Raw genomic sequence first — 16,689 nt, 5'->3', positions numbered from 1 at the left:
ATAAAAGTTCTTGTCACTATCCAATGACAAGAACTTTTTTGTTCACCTAACGCTTAGTCTACTTCAGCAAAACGGATGCAGACCGGCTTAGATACGCGAAGCTCGCTGCCTGTTGGCTGCAGCTTGCCCGATTCGGCATTGCGGCTGAACGTTACGATATTGCTGCCATCGCGATTTGCGACAAGCGCGAACCGTCCGTCCGGTGACAGCGCGAAATTTCGCGGGTGCCCGCCGAGCGTCGGCGCATACTCAATCGGCTCAATGCTCCCGTCAGTCGGATTGACGCGGTAGACTGCAAGGCTATCATGTCCCCGATTAGAGCCGTACAGGAACTTTCCATCCGGCGACAGATGGATGTCCGCGCAAGCATTGTCACCGGTAAACGATTCCGGCAGCGTGGAAATCGTCTGCACGACACTTAGTCGTCCTATAGCGGAATCGTAAGCATATACCGTGATTGTGCTGTTCAATTCGTTGATACCGTAGCCAAATGGCAGCTCCGGATGAAAGACGAAATGACGAGGTCCCGATCCGGGAGTGATGGATAGCTGACTGCGCAGCAGCATGCGTTGGTTTGGCAAATCCAATTCATAGACAAACAACGTATCTAGGCCGAGATCGGATACGACCGCATATCGGCCTGCGTTGTCGACGATAACCGAGTGGGCTCTGGCCTGTGTTTGTGCCGGATGAACGCTGGAACCTTCATGCCGGTGCATGTCGACGGTCGGGCCAATACGGCCATCCTCGAGAATCGGCGAAAGGCTGATCATACCGCCGTGATAGCTCGCCGTCATGGCAAATCGACGTGTCGCGTCGATTGAAATATGGCAAGTCGTAGCGGGCAGCGTGATCTCTTCGTTCAAGCGAAGCAGGTTGCCTGAAGCGTCATCGAAGCGATATGCAGCTGCTGAACCGCATTTTCGGCCTTCGGTATCTTTTCCCTCCATGATCGTATAAATCATCCGATTCTTCTCATTAGGAACGAGGAAAGTCGGATTCTGCAGGCCATCCGCTTGACCGATCAACGTTAAAGCGCCGGTTTCTTTGTCATAGGTGCAAGCGTAGATACCCGGTTCGTCCGCGTTTGCATAGGAGCCGATAAAAGCAAATGTCGAAGCCATAATCAAGGACACCTCCATGTCTTGGAAAATATTCGTTCTAAGCTGACATTTTACCATTGTTCGCGGGAAAAGGCACTTAGGTGCTTGCTCAATTATTTATGCTATGCTTACATCGATATGGAAATGGAGGTTATTGCAATGAACCAACTGCTATTGGCAGACGATGATCCTAATATTAGAGCGCTCGTCCGATATGTAATGACCCGTGAAGGATTTCGCGTGCTTGAAGCGCAGGACGGAGCAGAGGCCGTAAAGGTAATGGAGCATTCACCGATAGATATTGCCATTATTGATGTTATGATGCCGCATATGGACGGATTTGAACTGTGCAAGCATATAAGGCAGCATTACGACATCCCGATTATTATGCTTACGGCCAAAGATCAGCTGTCCGATAAGAAAGAAGGTTATCTCAAGGGGACGGACGACTATGTGACGAAACCATTTGAGCCCGAAGAGCTGTTATTTCGGGTTAAAGCGCTGTTTCGCCGTTATAACAAGTTATCGAATGATATCATCCGCATGCATCGCATTACGATTGACCGCAAAAACGTTGAAGTTTCCGACGGCCAATCGGTTTTCCTGCTTCCGATGAAAGAATTCGAGCTGCTGGCGCAATTGGCACAATACCCCGGGCGGCTATTCTCTCGTGATGAGCTGATCCGTCTCGTATGGGGGGCAGATTATGAAGGGGATGACAGAACGGTAGATGTACATATCAAACGGCTCAGACAACGTTTTGCCGATTACACGGATGACTTTAACATCCAAACCATTCGCGGGATCGGCTACAAGATTGTGGTGAGCGAACGATGAAGTCTCTTTACTACCGTGTGTTTTTTATAACTGCAGCCGTTATTTTCGTCAGTAGTGTACTGGGTTTCCTCGCTTCCAACATGTACTATCATATCAAGTTAAAACCTTATAATGATGCGAAGCTTGTTTCCATCGCCAAACAAATGAAGCAGTTTATAGAGTCTGAGCCCATTCAAATGGAGGATTATCTTCAACACGCAGCCGCTCTGGGGTATGAAATCTATATAACCGATGGCCAAGTCGATTCGCATTTTTACGGTAGGAGCTTCCGTCAGCAGGACCTCGATAAGCAAAACATCGCGTTAGTCCTTGACGGCGGCGTCTATCACGGTGTGGAACATTTTCCGAATAAACCGTTCATCTCAGGGTTCTTTGAAAACCGCTTAAGCAATACGGTAGGCGTACCCGTCCAATCATCGGGGAAGAAGTATGCGTTATTTATGAGGCCGGATGTGCTGCTTCAGTTCGGCGAACTTCGTACCTTCTTCGCTCTTGTAGGGTTGTTGACCATCATCATCAGTATGTTATTTTTCTTGATTAGCACTCGCTATATTGTCAATCCGATTACGAAGCTAACCGATGCGACAAAACGTCTCGCGCATGGAAACTACAACCTCCGATTAAATTCCGGCAGACGTGACGAAATCGGTCAGCTAGCCGAGCATTTCATGACGATGAGCAGGGAGCTGGAGCGCGTGGATATGGCTCGACAACAGTTTGTATCGAACGTATCGCATGAGATCCAATCGCCGCTTACCTCGATCCAAGGGTTTGCCAAAGTGTTGTCGCAAGATGATCTATCGAAAGAAGAACGTGAGCAGCACGCCTCCATCATCGAAGCAGAAAGCCGCCATCTTTCCTTATTAAGCAAGCAGCTGCTGCTGCTCTCTACGCTGGAGCATGGGGAAGAAGCGCTCAACAGAACGCATTTCTCTTTAAACAGCCACGTCCGTCAAGCCGTGAAAGTGCTGCAATGGCAACTGGAGGAAAAGGAACTGTTTCTTAAATTGTCCGTTCCTGAATCGATTTCAATTTATGGCGATGAAGTGCTGCTGTTGCAGGTATGGACTAATTTATTGAGCAATGCCGTAAACCATATTCCGGTCGGCCGAAGAATTGAAATTCGAGCAGAGCATGCACATGCACGCACGAGCATTATTATTTCAGATACCGGAGATGGGATTGCTCCTGAATATCTGCCTTATCTGTTCGATCGGTTCTACCGTGTCGATCGCGCACGAGAACGCGCATCCGGACGGACCGGTCTGGGACTAGCCATTGTGAAAAGGATCGTGCAGCTACACAAAGGTGAAATCGAAGTGAACAGCAAGGTAGGAGCTGGCACCCAGTTTACTGTAACACTTCCTGAAATGTAATTTGTTATTCATGCGCCGTTCATTTTCGCTTCCTAAACTGGAGTTATCCAGGGGAGGGGAACACAATGTATCTGGCCATTCGAGAGTTAAGATTCGCAAAAATCCGTTATTCACTGATTGCATGTATTATGCTGTTGATCGCGTTTCTAGTCCTGTTCGTTACCGGACTTGCACAAGGGCTCGCCTTCGACAACGCAGCATCCATCCAGAAGATGGATGCTTCCCACTTTATTATGGAGAAGGATGCGAACCATCGATTCACCCGTTCGTTATTAAATAAACAATCGCTGATCGAGGCAGGTTCAATTGCGGGACACGAGAATGTTCAGCCGCTTTCGCTCAGAATGACAACCGTGACAGCGGAGGGGACTAATCACAAGACGGATGTGACGCTTCTTGGTTTGAGACCGGCTGGCTGGCTGATGCCAAATGTAGTTGAGGGAAGAACCATTTCATCGCAAGGGACCGGAAGAGTGCTTGTTGATCGCAAACTAAAGGATTCGGGAATTCGCCTCGGTTCTGTTATTGTCGATCAAGCTTCAGGCTTGAAATGGACAGTCGGCGGATTTGTCCGCCATGAATCATTCAGTCATACGCCTGCGGTTATTCTCAGCGAGCACGATTACCAACAGTTTCAGGTGAAGTCGGCGCCGCGCACCGGAGCGGAAGAGGCAGCGAGCGAAACGCTCTACAATGCGATTGCGGTGAAGGTAAACAAGAAGCAATCCGAGCAGCTTGCAACGTTGCTGCCGGATGCCCAAATCGTCACGAAGGCAGACGCGGTTTCTGCTATACCGGGATACAAGGAGGAGCAAGGTTCGCTGTTAATGATGATTATATTCTTATTCATCATATCTTCTTTTGTTTTGGCTGTGTTTTTCTATGTCATCACGATCCAGAAAAGCAGTCAATTTGGCATCCTTAAAGCAATCGGAACTCGCTCGTCGTACCTCATCCGAATTATTGCCATTCAAATCTTGCTCTTGTCGACAGGCAGCCTGATTGTAAGTGTGCTGATTGTCCGCGTGGTAGAAGCGATATTGCCCAGTGGTATGCCGTTCCAACTTCATAGCTCATCGGTGGCGCTGACCAGTGGGGCATTTATTGCGATGTCACTTGCCGGATCATTGCTCTCCGTTTGGAAAGTGACTCGAATAGACGCTTTAAACGCGATTGGGAGGTCTGCCGCATGAGTCACCGATTAGTGCTCAAGAATATTACGCATACCTTCGAGGACGGCGGCCGACAGCGAACGATCCTGAATACGCTAAATCTGCAAGTGTCGGAAGGGGAGCTGGTTGCGATTATGGGACCCTCCGGATCCGGCAAGAGCACGTTCCTGTCGATCGCCGGCGCACTTCTAAAGCCTACAAGCGGCGATGTTCTGGTTGACGGGGAAGCAATTAACCGATTAGATAAGCAAGAGTTGGCCGACGTACGGCTTCATAAGCTGGGATTTATCTTTCAAAGTGCCAATTTGATTCCTTATTTAAAGGTGAAAGAACAACTGATCCTTGTTGCTAAGTTAAGTGGGATGGATAAAAGGATCGGTGCTAGGCGAACGGATGAGATCCTTCGGAGGCTGGGCTTGGATCATCGCAGCGATGCTTATCCGGGCAAGTTATCAGGAGGCGAACGCCAGCGTGTTGCCATCGCAAGAGCCCTCATGAACGATCCGGCTGTTTTGCTCGCGGACGAGCCGACTGCGAGTCTGGATGCGACACGAGGATTGGACGTCGTGCGAATGTTAGCCGGAGAAGCGAGAGAGCTGGGAAAGAGCGCTGTCATGGTTACGCACGATGAACGCATTCTGCCGCTGTGCGACCGTATTCTTTATTTAGAGAACGGTTCTCTCATTGAACAATAAGATAAGCTGATGGTTGCTCACTATGAATAAATCAAAAAAAAGAACCTGAGTACGATACTCAGGTTCTTCATCTTGCTTATATGCAGACACGATGATACAATCGATGTACGACTGTCTTGTGTCAAATAGACATAGTTAGTTTATCTTACAATTTAATCGTAACATGACGGCGGATTTCTGTCAAATGGAATTTCTCAAATTGTTGGTGAAGGAGAGATTTGGAATGTTGGTTCTCGGATTTCAGGAAATGGACGAATCGCAGCTTTCACTCGTTGGCGGTAAAGGATTGCATTTAGGAGAGCTCTCCAAAATCAATGGATTGCAAGTGCCGGCCGGATTTTGCGTTACGACCGTTGGATTTCGGCAAGCCACCGATCACCATAAAACCTATCAAGCATTAGTGAATCGACTATCCGGACTGAAGGCAGAAGATCGGAATCAAATCGGTGAAATCAGCGGCGAGATTAGAAAAACCATTATGGAAATAGAGCTGCCTTCCGGTGTTGTTCATGCGGTTAATCATTTTCTGGAACAGCTTGGTGATGAACATGCTTATGCGGTGCGTTCAAGTGCGACAGCGGAAGATTTACCTCATGCCTCCTTTGCAGGTCAACAGGATACCTATTTAAATATCATCGGGAAAGACGCCATTTTCAAGCATATCAGCAAATGTTGGGCTTCCTTATTTACAGATCGCGCGGTCATTTATCGGGTGCAAAATGGGTTTGATCACAGCCAGGTTCATCTGGCCGTAATTGTTCAAAGAATGGTTTTCCCGGAAGCCTCGGGAATTCTGTTCACCGCCGATCCGATTTCTTCCAATCGTAAGCTGCTATCCATCGATGCCGGGTTTGGACTTGGGGAAGCGTTGGTCTCCGGTCTGGTATCTGCTGATAATTATCAGGTGCAGGAAGGGAAGATCATCAATAAGCGGATTGCAACCAAGAAACTGGCGATCTATGGACTGCAAGAAGGCGGAACCGAGACAAGACAGCTCAATCCTGAGCAGCAAACAGCGCAAACGCTTACGGAACAACAGATTTTACGACTTGCGAGCATTGGAAGACAGATCGAAGCTTATTTTGGCAGCCCGCAAGATATGGAATGGTGTTTGGCCGAAGACGCCTTTTATATCGTCCAAACTCGTCCGATCACGACGTTATATCCAATTCCCGAAGCGAAAGATCAAGACAATCACGTCTACTTATCGGTTGGCCATCAGCAAATGATGACCGATGCCATGAAACCGCTGGGATTGTCGTTTTACTTGTTAACGACTCGAGCGCCAATGCGAACTGCCGGTGGAAGGTTGTTTGTGGATGTTACGCCGATGTTGGCATCACCGGCCAGCAGAGAAATGATTATAAACACATGGAGTAAATCCGATCCGCTCGTCACAGACGCACTCAAGTCCGTCATAGATCGAGGAGATTTTATTAAGTCGGTACCCGGTGAGGGCAAAGCACCAAGTCCTAACAGCGTCATACCGAATACACCACCGCAGATAGAAGTGGATCCGACAATAGTTACAGATTTGATCTCGCGCAATCAAGCTTCGCTGGAAGAGTTAAAGCAAAACATTCAACTGAAATCCGGATCGGATGTCATGGATTATATCGTAGAGGATCTTCAAGAATTAAAGAGGATCCTGTTTGACCCTCAAAGTACGCAAGTGTTTATGTCGGCAATGAATGCTTCATCATGGATCAATGACAACATGAACGAATGGTTAGGCGAGAAAAACGCGGCCGATACGCTCTCTCAATCCGTACCTAACAACATTACCTCGGAAATGGGGCTGGCGCTGCTGGATGTCGCAGACGTGATTCGTCCTTTTCCGGAAGTCATCGCATTTCTACAGCGGATTAGAGAGGATCGCCAATTGGATGAACTCGTTCAGTTCGAAGGCGGACGAGAGACGCTGGAAGCAATCCGGGCTTATCTCGCCAAATATGGGATGCGATGCGCCGGGGAAATCGATGTGACCAAAGCGCGTTGGAGTGAAAAGCCGCTTATGCTTGTCCCGATGCTTCTGGGGAACATCAAACAATTTGAGCCCTATGAAGGCATTCGGAAATTTGAGCAAGGCCGGCAGGAAGCTGTAGAGAAAGAACAAGAGCTATTAGAGCGATTGAAGCATTTACCGGATGGCGAACAGAAAGCTGAAGAAACGAAACACATGATCAACATCATTCGTGCTTACATCGGTTATCGGGAATATCCGAAATATGGCATGGTCAGTCGTTACTTCGTCTATAAGCAGGCCTTAATGAGGGAAGCTGAAAGACTCGTTGAAGAAGGCATCATTCATAATAAGGAAGATATATTCTATCTTACTTTCGAAGAACTTCGAGATGTCGTTCGCACGAATATAGCGGATAATCGGATCATCGGCAAACGAAAAGACGAATACAACGTGTATGTCAAATTAACGCCTCCGCGTGTGATTACGTCCGACGGTGAAATCATTGTTGGCCAATACGACCGCGAAAATCTACCGGCTCATGCTATTCCGGGTTTGCCTGTTGCCGCGGGAGTGATTGAGGGAAGAGCGCGTGTTATTTTACGGATGGAAGATGCGGATCTGGAGGAAGGGGATATCTTAGTTACCCCCTTCACTGATCCCGGATGGACGCCATTATTTGTTTCGATCAAAGGACTGGTCACCGAAGTTGGGGGACTGATGACCCACGGAGCCGTGATTGCGCGTGAATATGGCATACCGGCCGTTGTTGGGGTTGAGAATGCCACCAAGCTTATCAAGAATGGGCAGCGAATTCGCGTCCATGGGACAGAGGGGTATATCGAGATATTGTAAGGAGAAACCGGCCTCGAGCGGAGATCTCCAAAGAGAGGGAGGCTTTGCGGCCTCCCTTTTAATTTGGCCTAAGCGTTCTGTTTGTTTTTAAGCTCCTTGGAAGCAAGAATGCCGATGGTTTCATCCAATTGCAGCGAATTCGTGGCTCTCCAGAAATCATTATCCGTCAAGAAAAACTGATAGATGGGCGTAAAGCATTCAATTGCGGTGGTGAGATCAAGCAAGTTAGTCCGCCGATTCGGCATTTCTTCGATGGGAATGGTCTCGGTTGTGATGGCGTTAAAGTTCAATTTTTCTTGTTTGGTAACCTCTATGTTTTTCTCCCGCGTTTCCCGGTTCAGGATGATAACAAAATTATAAAGATTGAGGTCGTGATTGAGAGATAGGTCATTCTCTACTTCCTTAAGGTTCGTCGGCTCAAGCGGGTTCATCTCGACTTGAACGCCCGGGGTGCTTGTGATATATACCGAATTCATCGTAAGCCTCCTCTGACTGCTTCCCAATAATTAGAATTTATATCCTCATCAGAAGTCGGTCGATAAAGTCGCTCTGCGAAGTCTTAAAGCTAACGATTGAAACCTTTTTGTTGTTTAATGCGTCAAAGTAAAATACGGACTATTTTGGAGGTAAGGGAATGTTTCGAAAATTACTTATCGTATTAGGTGTTCTTGTGGTTATTCTGGGCGGAACATTCTTATATTTTAAAGACACGATATTGGGAACGGTTGAATTCGCCAAGCAAACCAAAGAAACCGTATCGACTGTCAGTGCGGTGAATGAGAAGATGCCGGCATTGATTCAGAAGGCAAAAGAAAATCAGAAGAACGCAACAGATGCGAATGCCGCAAACGATAACTCAGCGGAAAAAGAAATTAAGAAAGAACTTGTAACGGTAAAACAAGAATTGAAGAAACTTACGGAGACGGAGCCGCCGGCGAAGTTGAAGAACATTCACGAACAGCTCGCTGCGCATTCCGATGAGGCCAACCAAAAGATCGATGAATACATCAAGCAGATCGACAACGGCACCTTTAATCCGGAAGAGTTCCAAGCCTTGTATGAACAAATGAAAAATTCACCTGAATTTAAGGAAGCTGAAAAATACTTAAAGCTGTTACGATAAGCGAAAATTCTGAGGTCCAAATGATAGAGGAGACGGATATGGCAACAAGAGTTTACTTATTTTTGGAAGAAAAAGCGTTTCTATTGAAGGCCTGGGAGGATGCCGGAGAAGAATTCAAGCGTTGCGTTGACAACCAGCGAATAACCGTCCGTCAAGGTCGTAATGCAAACCACGCCAATATCGTAGTTGAGTGCGACGACGTAGGCCTGGCATTAAAGTTTAGCCTAAGTGATTTGAAGCAGGAAAACTCGCCGATGCTTACGTCCATGGAGCAAAGCGTCGTGGATGATATAGAAGATCATCACTTCGATTATTGGGATCAGATTCCGCCGGTTGGGGTCGTAGAGATATACGACCTTGCGTTAGAGCGAGGAGAATTAACGACCGACGCCGAAGTGAAAGCTTTTTTTACGTTGATTTTTCATTTCCTGTTGAAGCATTTTTTGTTGTTTGCCTTCCGCGAGAGCGAGATCCAGTCCATCCGCTCCTATATGATGAATTGGAATTGTACCTTGAAGACGTTTTATCATAATGGGGAAACTTGCTATAGAATCTGACGGTTCTTGAGAGAAGCGCCAACCGCTTTCCAATCAATTTGGATGGCGGTTGGCGCTTTTTGGGTTTTTGATGTGCAAATGAAACTTTCCATCTGACCTACACCCGATGTGTTTTTCGGTAATAGGAAGGGGTCATGCCGCGCTTTTGCCGAAAAACACGACTTAAATAAAACCCGTTCTCGTACCCGCACCGGGATGCGATTTTGTCGATGCTGAGTTCGGTTTCCTCAAGCAGCCGGCATGCCCGGGAGAGCCGAAGCTCCGTTACGAATTCAGACGGCGTAACGCCATATGCGCAGCGGAACCGGCGGGTCAGCTGAACAGGTGAAAGCTTCAGCGAATGCGCCAAGCTCCGCATGTTTAGAGGTGCGTAGGCGTGGGCCGACATGAACTGATGAGCCTGCTGCAACTCATGTGGGATATCTGCATGGCCGGAACTCAGATCATTTCCCTGCTCGAACGTTAACAGCAACAGCAGGTCGTTTAATAAATGCTGCTTATTCGCATGAGCTGCTTGATCCCGTTCAGGTGCCAGTTGTTTCAAATAACGGAAATCGGACAGCAGTCTTTCTTCATCAGCAATGCGAAGTTTCCCGATAAGATGAAATTTCTCCCCGAATTCCGACTCCGTCTTCGGATCCGCACCGGATTCCGCTTCCCAATTGAAATGGAGAAAATGGAAGCTAAGCGGGCTGACCGTTCGTCGGTGAAACCAAGTATTCGGCGGACAGATCACCAAGTCACCGAAGCCTGCTTCCCCTTCATGGTCATCTATCGAATAAATGAATTTGCCGTCTTGCGCAGCGAACATCGTCCAGCATGGATAAATATCACGGTCGAGAGCAAACCGTTCCTTGCGTTCCCAATAAACGTGCGAGACCAACTTTGCATAATGATCGATCTTCATCCGAGCTTTCACCTCAGTTGTCCTAGTGAAATAAAGTATATCAATTATCGCAATACAATGCATGTTATTTGAAATGAACAGCTATTATGATGAAACTAAAGACATTCATTTAACGATAAGGAGTGCATGGGATATGAGAAATGAGGTCGTGGCGACAGACATAACGGTTATTGGCGGCGGACTGGCAGGGGTTTGTGCGGCTATCGCCGCAGCCCGGCTGGGCAGAACGGTTTCGCTTGTGCAAAACCGGCCTGTCCTCGGCGGTAATTCCAGCAGCGAGGTGAGGGTGTGGGTTTGCGGCGCTACTGCACACGGAACACACCGCTATGCAAGGGAAACCGGCATCATGGGTGAATTGTTCGTTGAGAACCAGTACCGTAATATGGACGGGAATCCATACTTTTGGGACTTGGTCGTCATGGAGAAGGTGCGGGCAGAGTCCAATATCCGTTTATTTCTCAATACGGATGTGCATGAAGTGGAGGCAGACGGTGACGAGGCGGACCGCACGATTCGTTCCGTAACGGGCTGGATGATGGGGTCGGAACGGAAGATTCGTTTTGAAAGCGAAGTGTTTCTGGATTGTTCGGGCGATGGACTGGTAGGGTTTCTCGCCGGAGCCAAATATCGCGTCGGACGCGAGTCGAAGGACGAATACAACGAAGAGTGGGCGCCAGACGTAGCGGACGATATTACGCTCGGCAGTACGCTTCTGTTCTATACGAAGGATGCCGGCCGGCCCGTGCAATACATCCCGCCTTCTTTTGCCAAGGACATCACCCAAACGACGATTCCAATGAAACGAGTCATCCGCAGCGGCGATAACGGCTGTGCCTATTGGTGGATCGAATGGGGAGGCGAGCTCGATACCGTTCATGATAACGAGCTGATCCGCGACGAGCTGTGGTCAGCCATTTACGGCATTTGGGACTATATCAAGAACTCCGGCAAGTTTGATGCCGATAATATGACGCTTGAATGGGTCGGCTCTATCCCCGGAAAAAGAGAATACCGCCGGTTCATCGGCGATTACGTACTCAATCAGAACGATATTTTGGCGCAACGCGAATTCGAGGACCGCATCGCTTTCGGCGGCTGGTCCATCGATCTGCATCCGCCGCAGGGGATGTATTCGACGGAAAGCGGATCCAAGCACCTTCACATGGACGGCATCTATCATATTCCGTTTCGCTCGCTATATTCCGCGAATGTCAACAATCTACTCATGGCCGGCCGCGATATAAGTGCCTCGCACGTCGCGTTTGGGACAACGCGGGTAATGGCAACTTGTGCGGTCATCGGCGAAGCTGCCGGTACCGGTGCCGCATTGTGCGCAGAGAAGGGGATTACGCCGCGCGAGCTGCATAACAACCATCTGAGCGAACTGCAGCAAACGATGCTCAAGCAGGACGCCTCAATCATCGGCTTGCGCAATAAGGATGCAGCCGATCTGGCATTGCGAGCGAACGTAAACGCATCCAGCACATTGACGCGACTTGCGGTGGAAAACCCGGTAGATACGTACTCCCTTAAGTCCGACATTGGCTTGCTGATACCGGCGGACCCGGACATTGACGGCATCGAGCTGTTGGTGGATGCTGCAGATGCAGCGACGCTTAAAGTCGAGCTGTGGAATACGGGGCGTGGGGAGAATTACGTCCCGCACACGCTGCAAATGGTTGCGTCGACGCAAGTTGGCAAAGGTGATAAGCAATGGGTGAAGCTGGATTTGCAATGGAAACCGGATGCTCCGCAAAATGCCTTCCTCATCATTAAAGCCGACGAGCATCTTTCACTGCACTTGTCCCATCAGCCGCAAACGGGCGTGCTTACATTTCTCAATGGAGCGAAGCGGGCTGTATCCTCAGACCTCGAGAACCATCAGTCGTCACAGCCTGTCATCCAATGGAGCATGAATCCGTTTGTTCGCAAGCCGCTCTGTTTCCGTCTGCTTTCACGGACAAATGCTTTCGCTCCGGAGAGAGCCGTCGATGGCTACGCCCGTCCTTTTGCGGGCCCGCATCTGTGGTCGTCCGCCGCCTTGGGGGAAGCTTCATCAGAATGGTTGGAGCTAAGCTGGGAGAATCAGGTGAATGTTCGGTCGGTCCACATTACGTTCAATGATGACGTAAACGAGGACTTGATCAACCTTCACCATCACCGCACGCCTTTTGCAATCATGCCGGAGCTCATTCAAAATTATACCGTTGAGGCGTACGCGAACGGCGAATGGACGGCTGTAGCTGAAGGACAAAACAATCATAAACGCAAGCACATCCATACGCTGCATGCAGCGGTAACCACTGAAAAGCTCCGAATCGTGGCTTACTCGACGAATGGCAGCCAGCGCGCCGAAATTGTCGAAGTCAGGGTGTACGAATAGTTTATAGGACAATACAAAGAGATGGTTTGCAGCAGTTGTGCAAACCATCTTTTTATTTTGAAATGAACGCGGTGAACCGGTTTAAACCGTCGGCACTGTCCCGCCGTCAATCGTATATTCGCTGCCCGTTATGGAGGCTACTTAAGGGTGAGGCATAGTCGAGAGCGCGAATAGTTTAGAGACACGAAAAATAAGATGGTTATGCAGCTTTTGTGCAAGCCATCTTTTTTGTTATCCGCACTGCGATATTTGCTTTCGGGGGTGGTACCGAATGAATGACGATTTATTAACGGTATTAATTGTCGATGACGAACTACCGATACGTCAGGAACTTCGTCTGTTCGATTGGGAAAATTATGATGTCGAATGGGTTGGCGAAGCGGAGAACGGCGAGGAGGCTCTGCGGTTTTGCCGCAGCCATGCGCCGGATATCGTCATAACGGACATTACAATGCCGGTCATGAATGGACTTGAGCTGTTTCGTTGTTTGAAAAAGGAGTTTCCGCATATCCAAGTCATCCTGCTTACTTGTCATTCGGAATTCGCTTATGCGAAGGAAGCGGTCAAGCTCGGAGCGGCAGAGTACCTTGTGAAAGTGACCATGGACGACAGTGATCTTGCGCAGGCGATACATCGGGCAAAAGATGGCGTTTATCGCGCGAAAACGCTACAGCGAAACGAGACGGAATGCCACCGCTGGAAGATGTCCGAACAACTGATATCAATGACACGCCAGTCAGCCGATGATGGAAATCTTGATGCCTGGCTGCAAGCTTCTTTCCAAACCAAGTTCCCGATCCAGCTTGCTGCGCTCCATGTGGAGACAAGAAAGCCCGGCGGTCTACTCGTTCAGCATGCTTGCGAAGAGTACCTGACCTCGCTGGAGCACGCGAGGTCGTTCAATTGGGTTCCGGCTGACAGCGACAGCGGCATTTATGTGTTGATATTCCGCATGGAGAACGGCAATCTGTCGGAAATGCAGCGAGAACTAGAGGAGATAATCGAAAATCTATATCAATGGATCGATCGAAGGCTGCCCTTCCTCAGCGGTGCATACAGGTTTTATTACGTCATAAGCGAATCGATTTGGAGAGGCGCTGATTTTGCGGAGCGGTATCGCGGCGTTTGTGGAAAGCCGTATATGGTGTTCTATGATGGTGAAGGCCGGGTCTTTGCGACGCCTGTCACCGGTCCGGCTTCTTTTGAGGAGCAATCGGCGAATGAATTAACGGCCATGCTGCATAAATCGCAATGGAAGCGGGAGCAGTTGACAGCATTCATCCGAGGGGAATTCGTGCAATGGGCGATAAACAGACGTATCGTACCGGAGGAACTGCGGACGTTCATTGCGGATTGGCTGCGCGGATGGCACAGGGAACAAGCGGGGCAGGAAGCTATTGGGTGGAGAGTGTCGGGTCAGATCCTCGGTGCTGCTACCATTAATGAATTGGTGGAAGCTATCGTTTATGAAATCGAGTTGACGGGCAGGATCAAGAAGTGTCGCAGAGAAATCACGGCTGCAAAGGCGTTTATTGAAGCAAACCTTGAGAAGCCGCTCACGCTTAACGCTGTTTCTCGGGAGGCCGGGCTAAGCCCGCATTATCTGAGCAGACTCTTTCGGGAAGAAACGGGAGTTTCGTTTCATGATTTCGTGACTGGAAAAAGAATGGAGAAGGCGACCGACTTGCTGCAGCATACTTCGCTCAGGGTATATGAAATTGCGCATCTGGTAGGCATTCCGAGCTACCGATATTTCTCTGCTCTATTTCGCGAATGGACAGGAGCCGCTCCAACCGGGCTGCGATGGGCAGACCAAGATGACAAAGGATGATGGCGAATGAACCGGATCTATCGCTGGTACAGGAGTTGGAGCCTCGCGACGAGACAGTTTCTGTTTTTATTTATTATCACGTTCACGTTTTTTGTTCTATTAGCTTGGAATAATTACTACAAGGCTGCCGATTTGTTCAAAAACCAAATGGTATCGGACTCCGTGACATTGATCGCGCGCACGAATCAGTTTCTTGACACGTATCTGGATAATAGCCGGAATGTACTGCTGCTGATCGCCACGGATGCCAAACTGCTTCAAGAAGGAGACGGCAACAAAATATCCGAGTCGCTGCGGTTCATTGCCGAGAACAACAGCGCACTTGTGAAAACGCTTTATCTCATCCGAAAGGATGGTAAAGTATACGCCAGCTCTCAGGTTAAGTACGAGATTATCGGCAATCCGCAGCTAAGATCCATCTATGATAAATCGCAGAAAACCTATGGGGCGGCTGTCGTGAGCCAGCCCTATGCATCGACGCTCTCCGGTGAGACTGTAGCCATCTCCAGACCGGTCAACTCCGGCAACGGTGACATGATAGGCGTCGCGGTCATCGAGCTCAATCTGGAGAATCTGAATCGTAAAATAAGCGAATTGACGTCCGGCTCCTATCAGACGTTCGTTATTATGTCGGATAAGGACAAGGTAGTTACGTTCGATCGGGATAACGGCATACTGCCGCAAAAACCGGACACGTATCACGAAGACCTCCCCGAATCGTTCGTCGGCAAGCTCGCCGGGCTCCCGGTAACCGCAAGCGAAGTGAACGGGTCGACGGGCAAGCTCGTAGTCGTCAAATCCGGACAGAATCGGCTCGGTTGGACGCTGCTCGTGCTGATCAAAGACCGTTACTTCTATCAGAACGTAATTCGCTTGTTCGATAACTACAAGGCTGCAGCCAGCATTTGGTTTGTAGTCCTGCTGTTCATGGCGTTTGTCATGTCGCGCTATATGACCAAATCGATCCGGATGCTAGCCGTCAAGATGGATAGGGTACAGGATGTAGGCGTGATTCCGAACCTTGTCGTCAAGAGGGAGGACGAGATCGGACGGCTTACTCAGAGCTTTAATGCCATGATGGAGCGGATTCGGAATCTGCTGCAAGAAACAAAGCATATGGAAGAGCGGAAGAAACAGCTGGAGCTAAAAATGCTGCAGAGCCAGATCGCCCCGCATTTTCTGTACAACACCTTGGCTTGCATCGGAAGTTTGGCCAAACAGCACCGGACGCAAGAGGTGAAGGAAACGATCCGAGCGCTGGTCGGCGTATTATCGTTCGGCTTCGACAAAACGTCGGAATTCTTAACGGTGGAGGAAGAGCTGGCTGGGCTGAACATGTATATGCAAATTCAGAAAATACGATATGGAGATAAATTCACATTCATTCAGGAAATCGATCCTGAAGCGTTGCCGTGCAGCATCTTGAAGCTCACCCTGCAGCCGATCTTGGAGAATGCCGTCTTCCACGGGATCGCTCCCAGCCGCAAGGGGGAAGGACTCATACATGTTCGGGGGTCCATTTGCAAAGGGAAACTGCGATTCTTTATCCGCGACAACGGCACAGGAATGGAGAAGGCGAAGCTGCATAAGGCTCTTGAAGAGCGGATGATTGATCCCGGCAGCGAGCGCACATCCGGCATCGGAATGGCTAATGTCCACCAGCGTCTGCGAATTCATTATGGCGCTTCCTATGGACTTAGGATCGGCAGCGTACCCAATGAGGGGACGGTCGTATGCATTAGCATCCCTATAATAAGAAGATGAGTGCAGTGCTGAGAATTTGTCGGTTTTGTTCTTTATTTCGCAAGATCACTGCATAGTTGAAACCATGGTCTTCTTGTTATACTTGGTTTGCGATAATGAATGCGCTTACAAAGATGAGAGGTG

13 protein-coding genes are annotated in these 16,689 nt (G+C 49.0%); 10 read left to right on the top strand and 3 right to left on the bottom strand.

The features are described 5' to 3' along the window. Nucleotides 1-53: 53 nt before the first annotated feature. Nucleotides 54-1,124, bottom strand: coding sequence for a lactonase family protein (locus tag I8J30_RS10400; protein ID WP_240548017.1), 1,071 nt, complete (start codon nucleotides 1,122-1,124; stop codon nucleotides 54-56). A gap of 132 nt (nucleotides 1,125-1,256) precedes the next feature. On the opposite strand from I8J30_RS10400, the gene I8J30_RS10395 reads away from it, so the two are divergent. From I8J30_RS10395 to ppsA, 5 genes are all read left to right on the top strand, one after another. Further along, nucleotides 1,257-1,940, top strand: a complete 684-nt coding sequence (locus I8J30_RS10395; protein WP_210658517.1) for a response regulator transcription factor — start codon at nucleotides 1,257-1,259, stop codon at nucleotides 1,938-1,940. Next, the gene (locus tag I8J30_RS10390; RefSeq protein WP_210657947.1) at nucleotides 1,937-3,316 is read left to right on the top strand and encodes a sensor histidine kinase; all 1,380 of its coding nucleotides are present in this window, start codon (nucleotides 1,937-1,939) and stop codon (nucleotides 3,314-3,316) included. The genes I8J30_RS10395 and I8J30_RS10390 overlap by 4 nt, the downstream gene beginning before the upstream one ends. 65 nt (nucleotides 3,317-3,381) lie before the next feature. Beyond that, nucleotides 3,382-4,509, top strand: a complete 1,128-nt coding sequence (locus I8J30_RS10385; RefSeq protein ID WP_210657945.1) for an ABC transporter permease — start codon at nucleotides 3,382-3,384, stop codon at nucleotides 4,507-4,509. Beyond that, nucleotides 4,506-5,183 (top strand): ABC transporter ATP-binding protein, encoded by a 678-nt coding sequence (locus tag I8J30_RS10380; RefSeq protein WP_210657944.1) that lies wholly within the window; start codon nucleotides 4,506-4,508, stop codon nucleotides 5,181-5,183. The genes I8J30_RS10385 and I8J30_RS10380 overlap by 4 nt, the downstream gene beginning before the upstream one ends. Before the next feature lie 223 nt (nucleotides 5,184-5,406). Beyond that, nucleotides 5,407-8,001 carry a phosphoenolpyruvate synthase gene (ppsA, locus tag I8J30_RS10375; RefSeq protein ID WP_210657942.1) on the top strand — a complete coding sequence of 865 codons (2,595 nt, stop codon included), beginning with the start codon at nucleotides 5,407-5,409 and terminating at the stop codon, nucleotides 7,999-8,001. Between the two features lie 68 nt (nucleotides 8,002-8,069). Here ppsA and I8J30_RS10370 read toward each other — a convergent pair whose 3' ends face one another. Beyond that, nucleotides 8,070-8,477 carry a DUF6999 family protein gene (locus tag I8J30_RS10370; protein ID WP_210657940.1) on the bottom strand — a complete coding sequence of 136 codons (408 nt, stop codon included), beginning with the start codon at nucleotides 8,475-8,477 and terminating at the stop codon, nucleotides 8,070-8,072. Between the two features lie 158 nt (nucleotides 8,478-8,635). On the opposite strand from I8J30_RS10370, the gene I8J30_RS10365 reads away from it, so the two are divergent. Both I8J30_RS10365 and I8J30_RS10360 read left to right on the top strand, forming a co-directional pair. Continuing rightward, nucleotides 8,636-9,124 (top strand): DUF6376 family protein, encoded by a 489-nt coding sequence (locus I8J30_RS10365; protein WP_210657938.1) that lies wholly within the window; start codon nucleotides 8,636-8,638, stop codon nucleotides 9,122-9,124. A gap of 38 nt (nucleotides 9,125-9,162) precedes the next feature. Then, entirely contained in the window at nucleotides 9,163-9,681 is a 519-nt protein-coding gene (locus I8J30_RS10360) for a hypothetical protein (RefSeq protein ID WP_210657936.1), read from the top strand. A gap of 97 nt (nucleotides 9,682-9,778) precedes the next feature. Here the strand turns inward: I8J30_RS10360 and I8J30_RS10355 are convergent, their stop codons facing one another. Next, nucleotides 9,779-10,588, bottom strand: coding sequence for a helix-turn-helix domain-containing protein (locus I8J30_RS10355; RefSeq protein WP_210657934.1), 810 nt, complete (start codon nucleotides 10,586-10,588; stop codon nucleotides 9,779-9,781). 133 nt (nucleotides 10,589-10,721) lie between these two features. On the opposite strand from I8J30_RS10355, the gene I8J30_RS10350 reads away from it, so the two are divergent. From I8J30_RS10350 to I8J30_RS10335, 3 genes are all read left to right on the top strand, one after another. Further along, on the top strand, nucleotides 10,722-12,971 hold the full coding sequence (locus I8J30_RS10350; RefSeq protein WP_210657931.1) for an FAD-dependent oxidoreductase: 2,250 nt from the start codon (nucleotides 10,722-10,724) through the stop codon (nucleotides 12,969-12,971). Nucleotides 12,972-13,242: 271 nt separating this feature from the next. Then, nucleotides 13,243-14,802: a response regulator gene (locus tag I8J30_RS33020; RefSeq protein ID WP_240548015.1), complete on the top strand. Its 1,560-nt coding sequence runs from the start codon at nucleotides 13,243-13,245 to the stop codon at nucleotides 14,800-14,802. 6 nt (nucleotides 14,803-14,808) lie between these two features. Next, entirely contained in the window at nucleotides 14,809-16,566 is a 1,758-nt protein-coding gene (locus I8J30_RS10335) for a cache domain-containing sensor histidine kinase (RefSeq protein WP_210657929.1), read from the top strand. The last annotated feature ends 123 nt before the right edge of the window (nucleotides 16,567-16,689 follow it).

Source organism: Paenibacillus lignilyticus, assembly GCF_017942085.1.
Taxonomy (GTDB): Bacteria; Bacillota; Bacilli; order Paenibacillales; family Paenibacillaceae; genus Paenibacillus_Z; species Paenibacillus_Z lignilyticus.
Note: the sequence above shows the minus strand (reverse complement) of the source record. Positions and strands in the feature narration are given on the sequence as shown.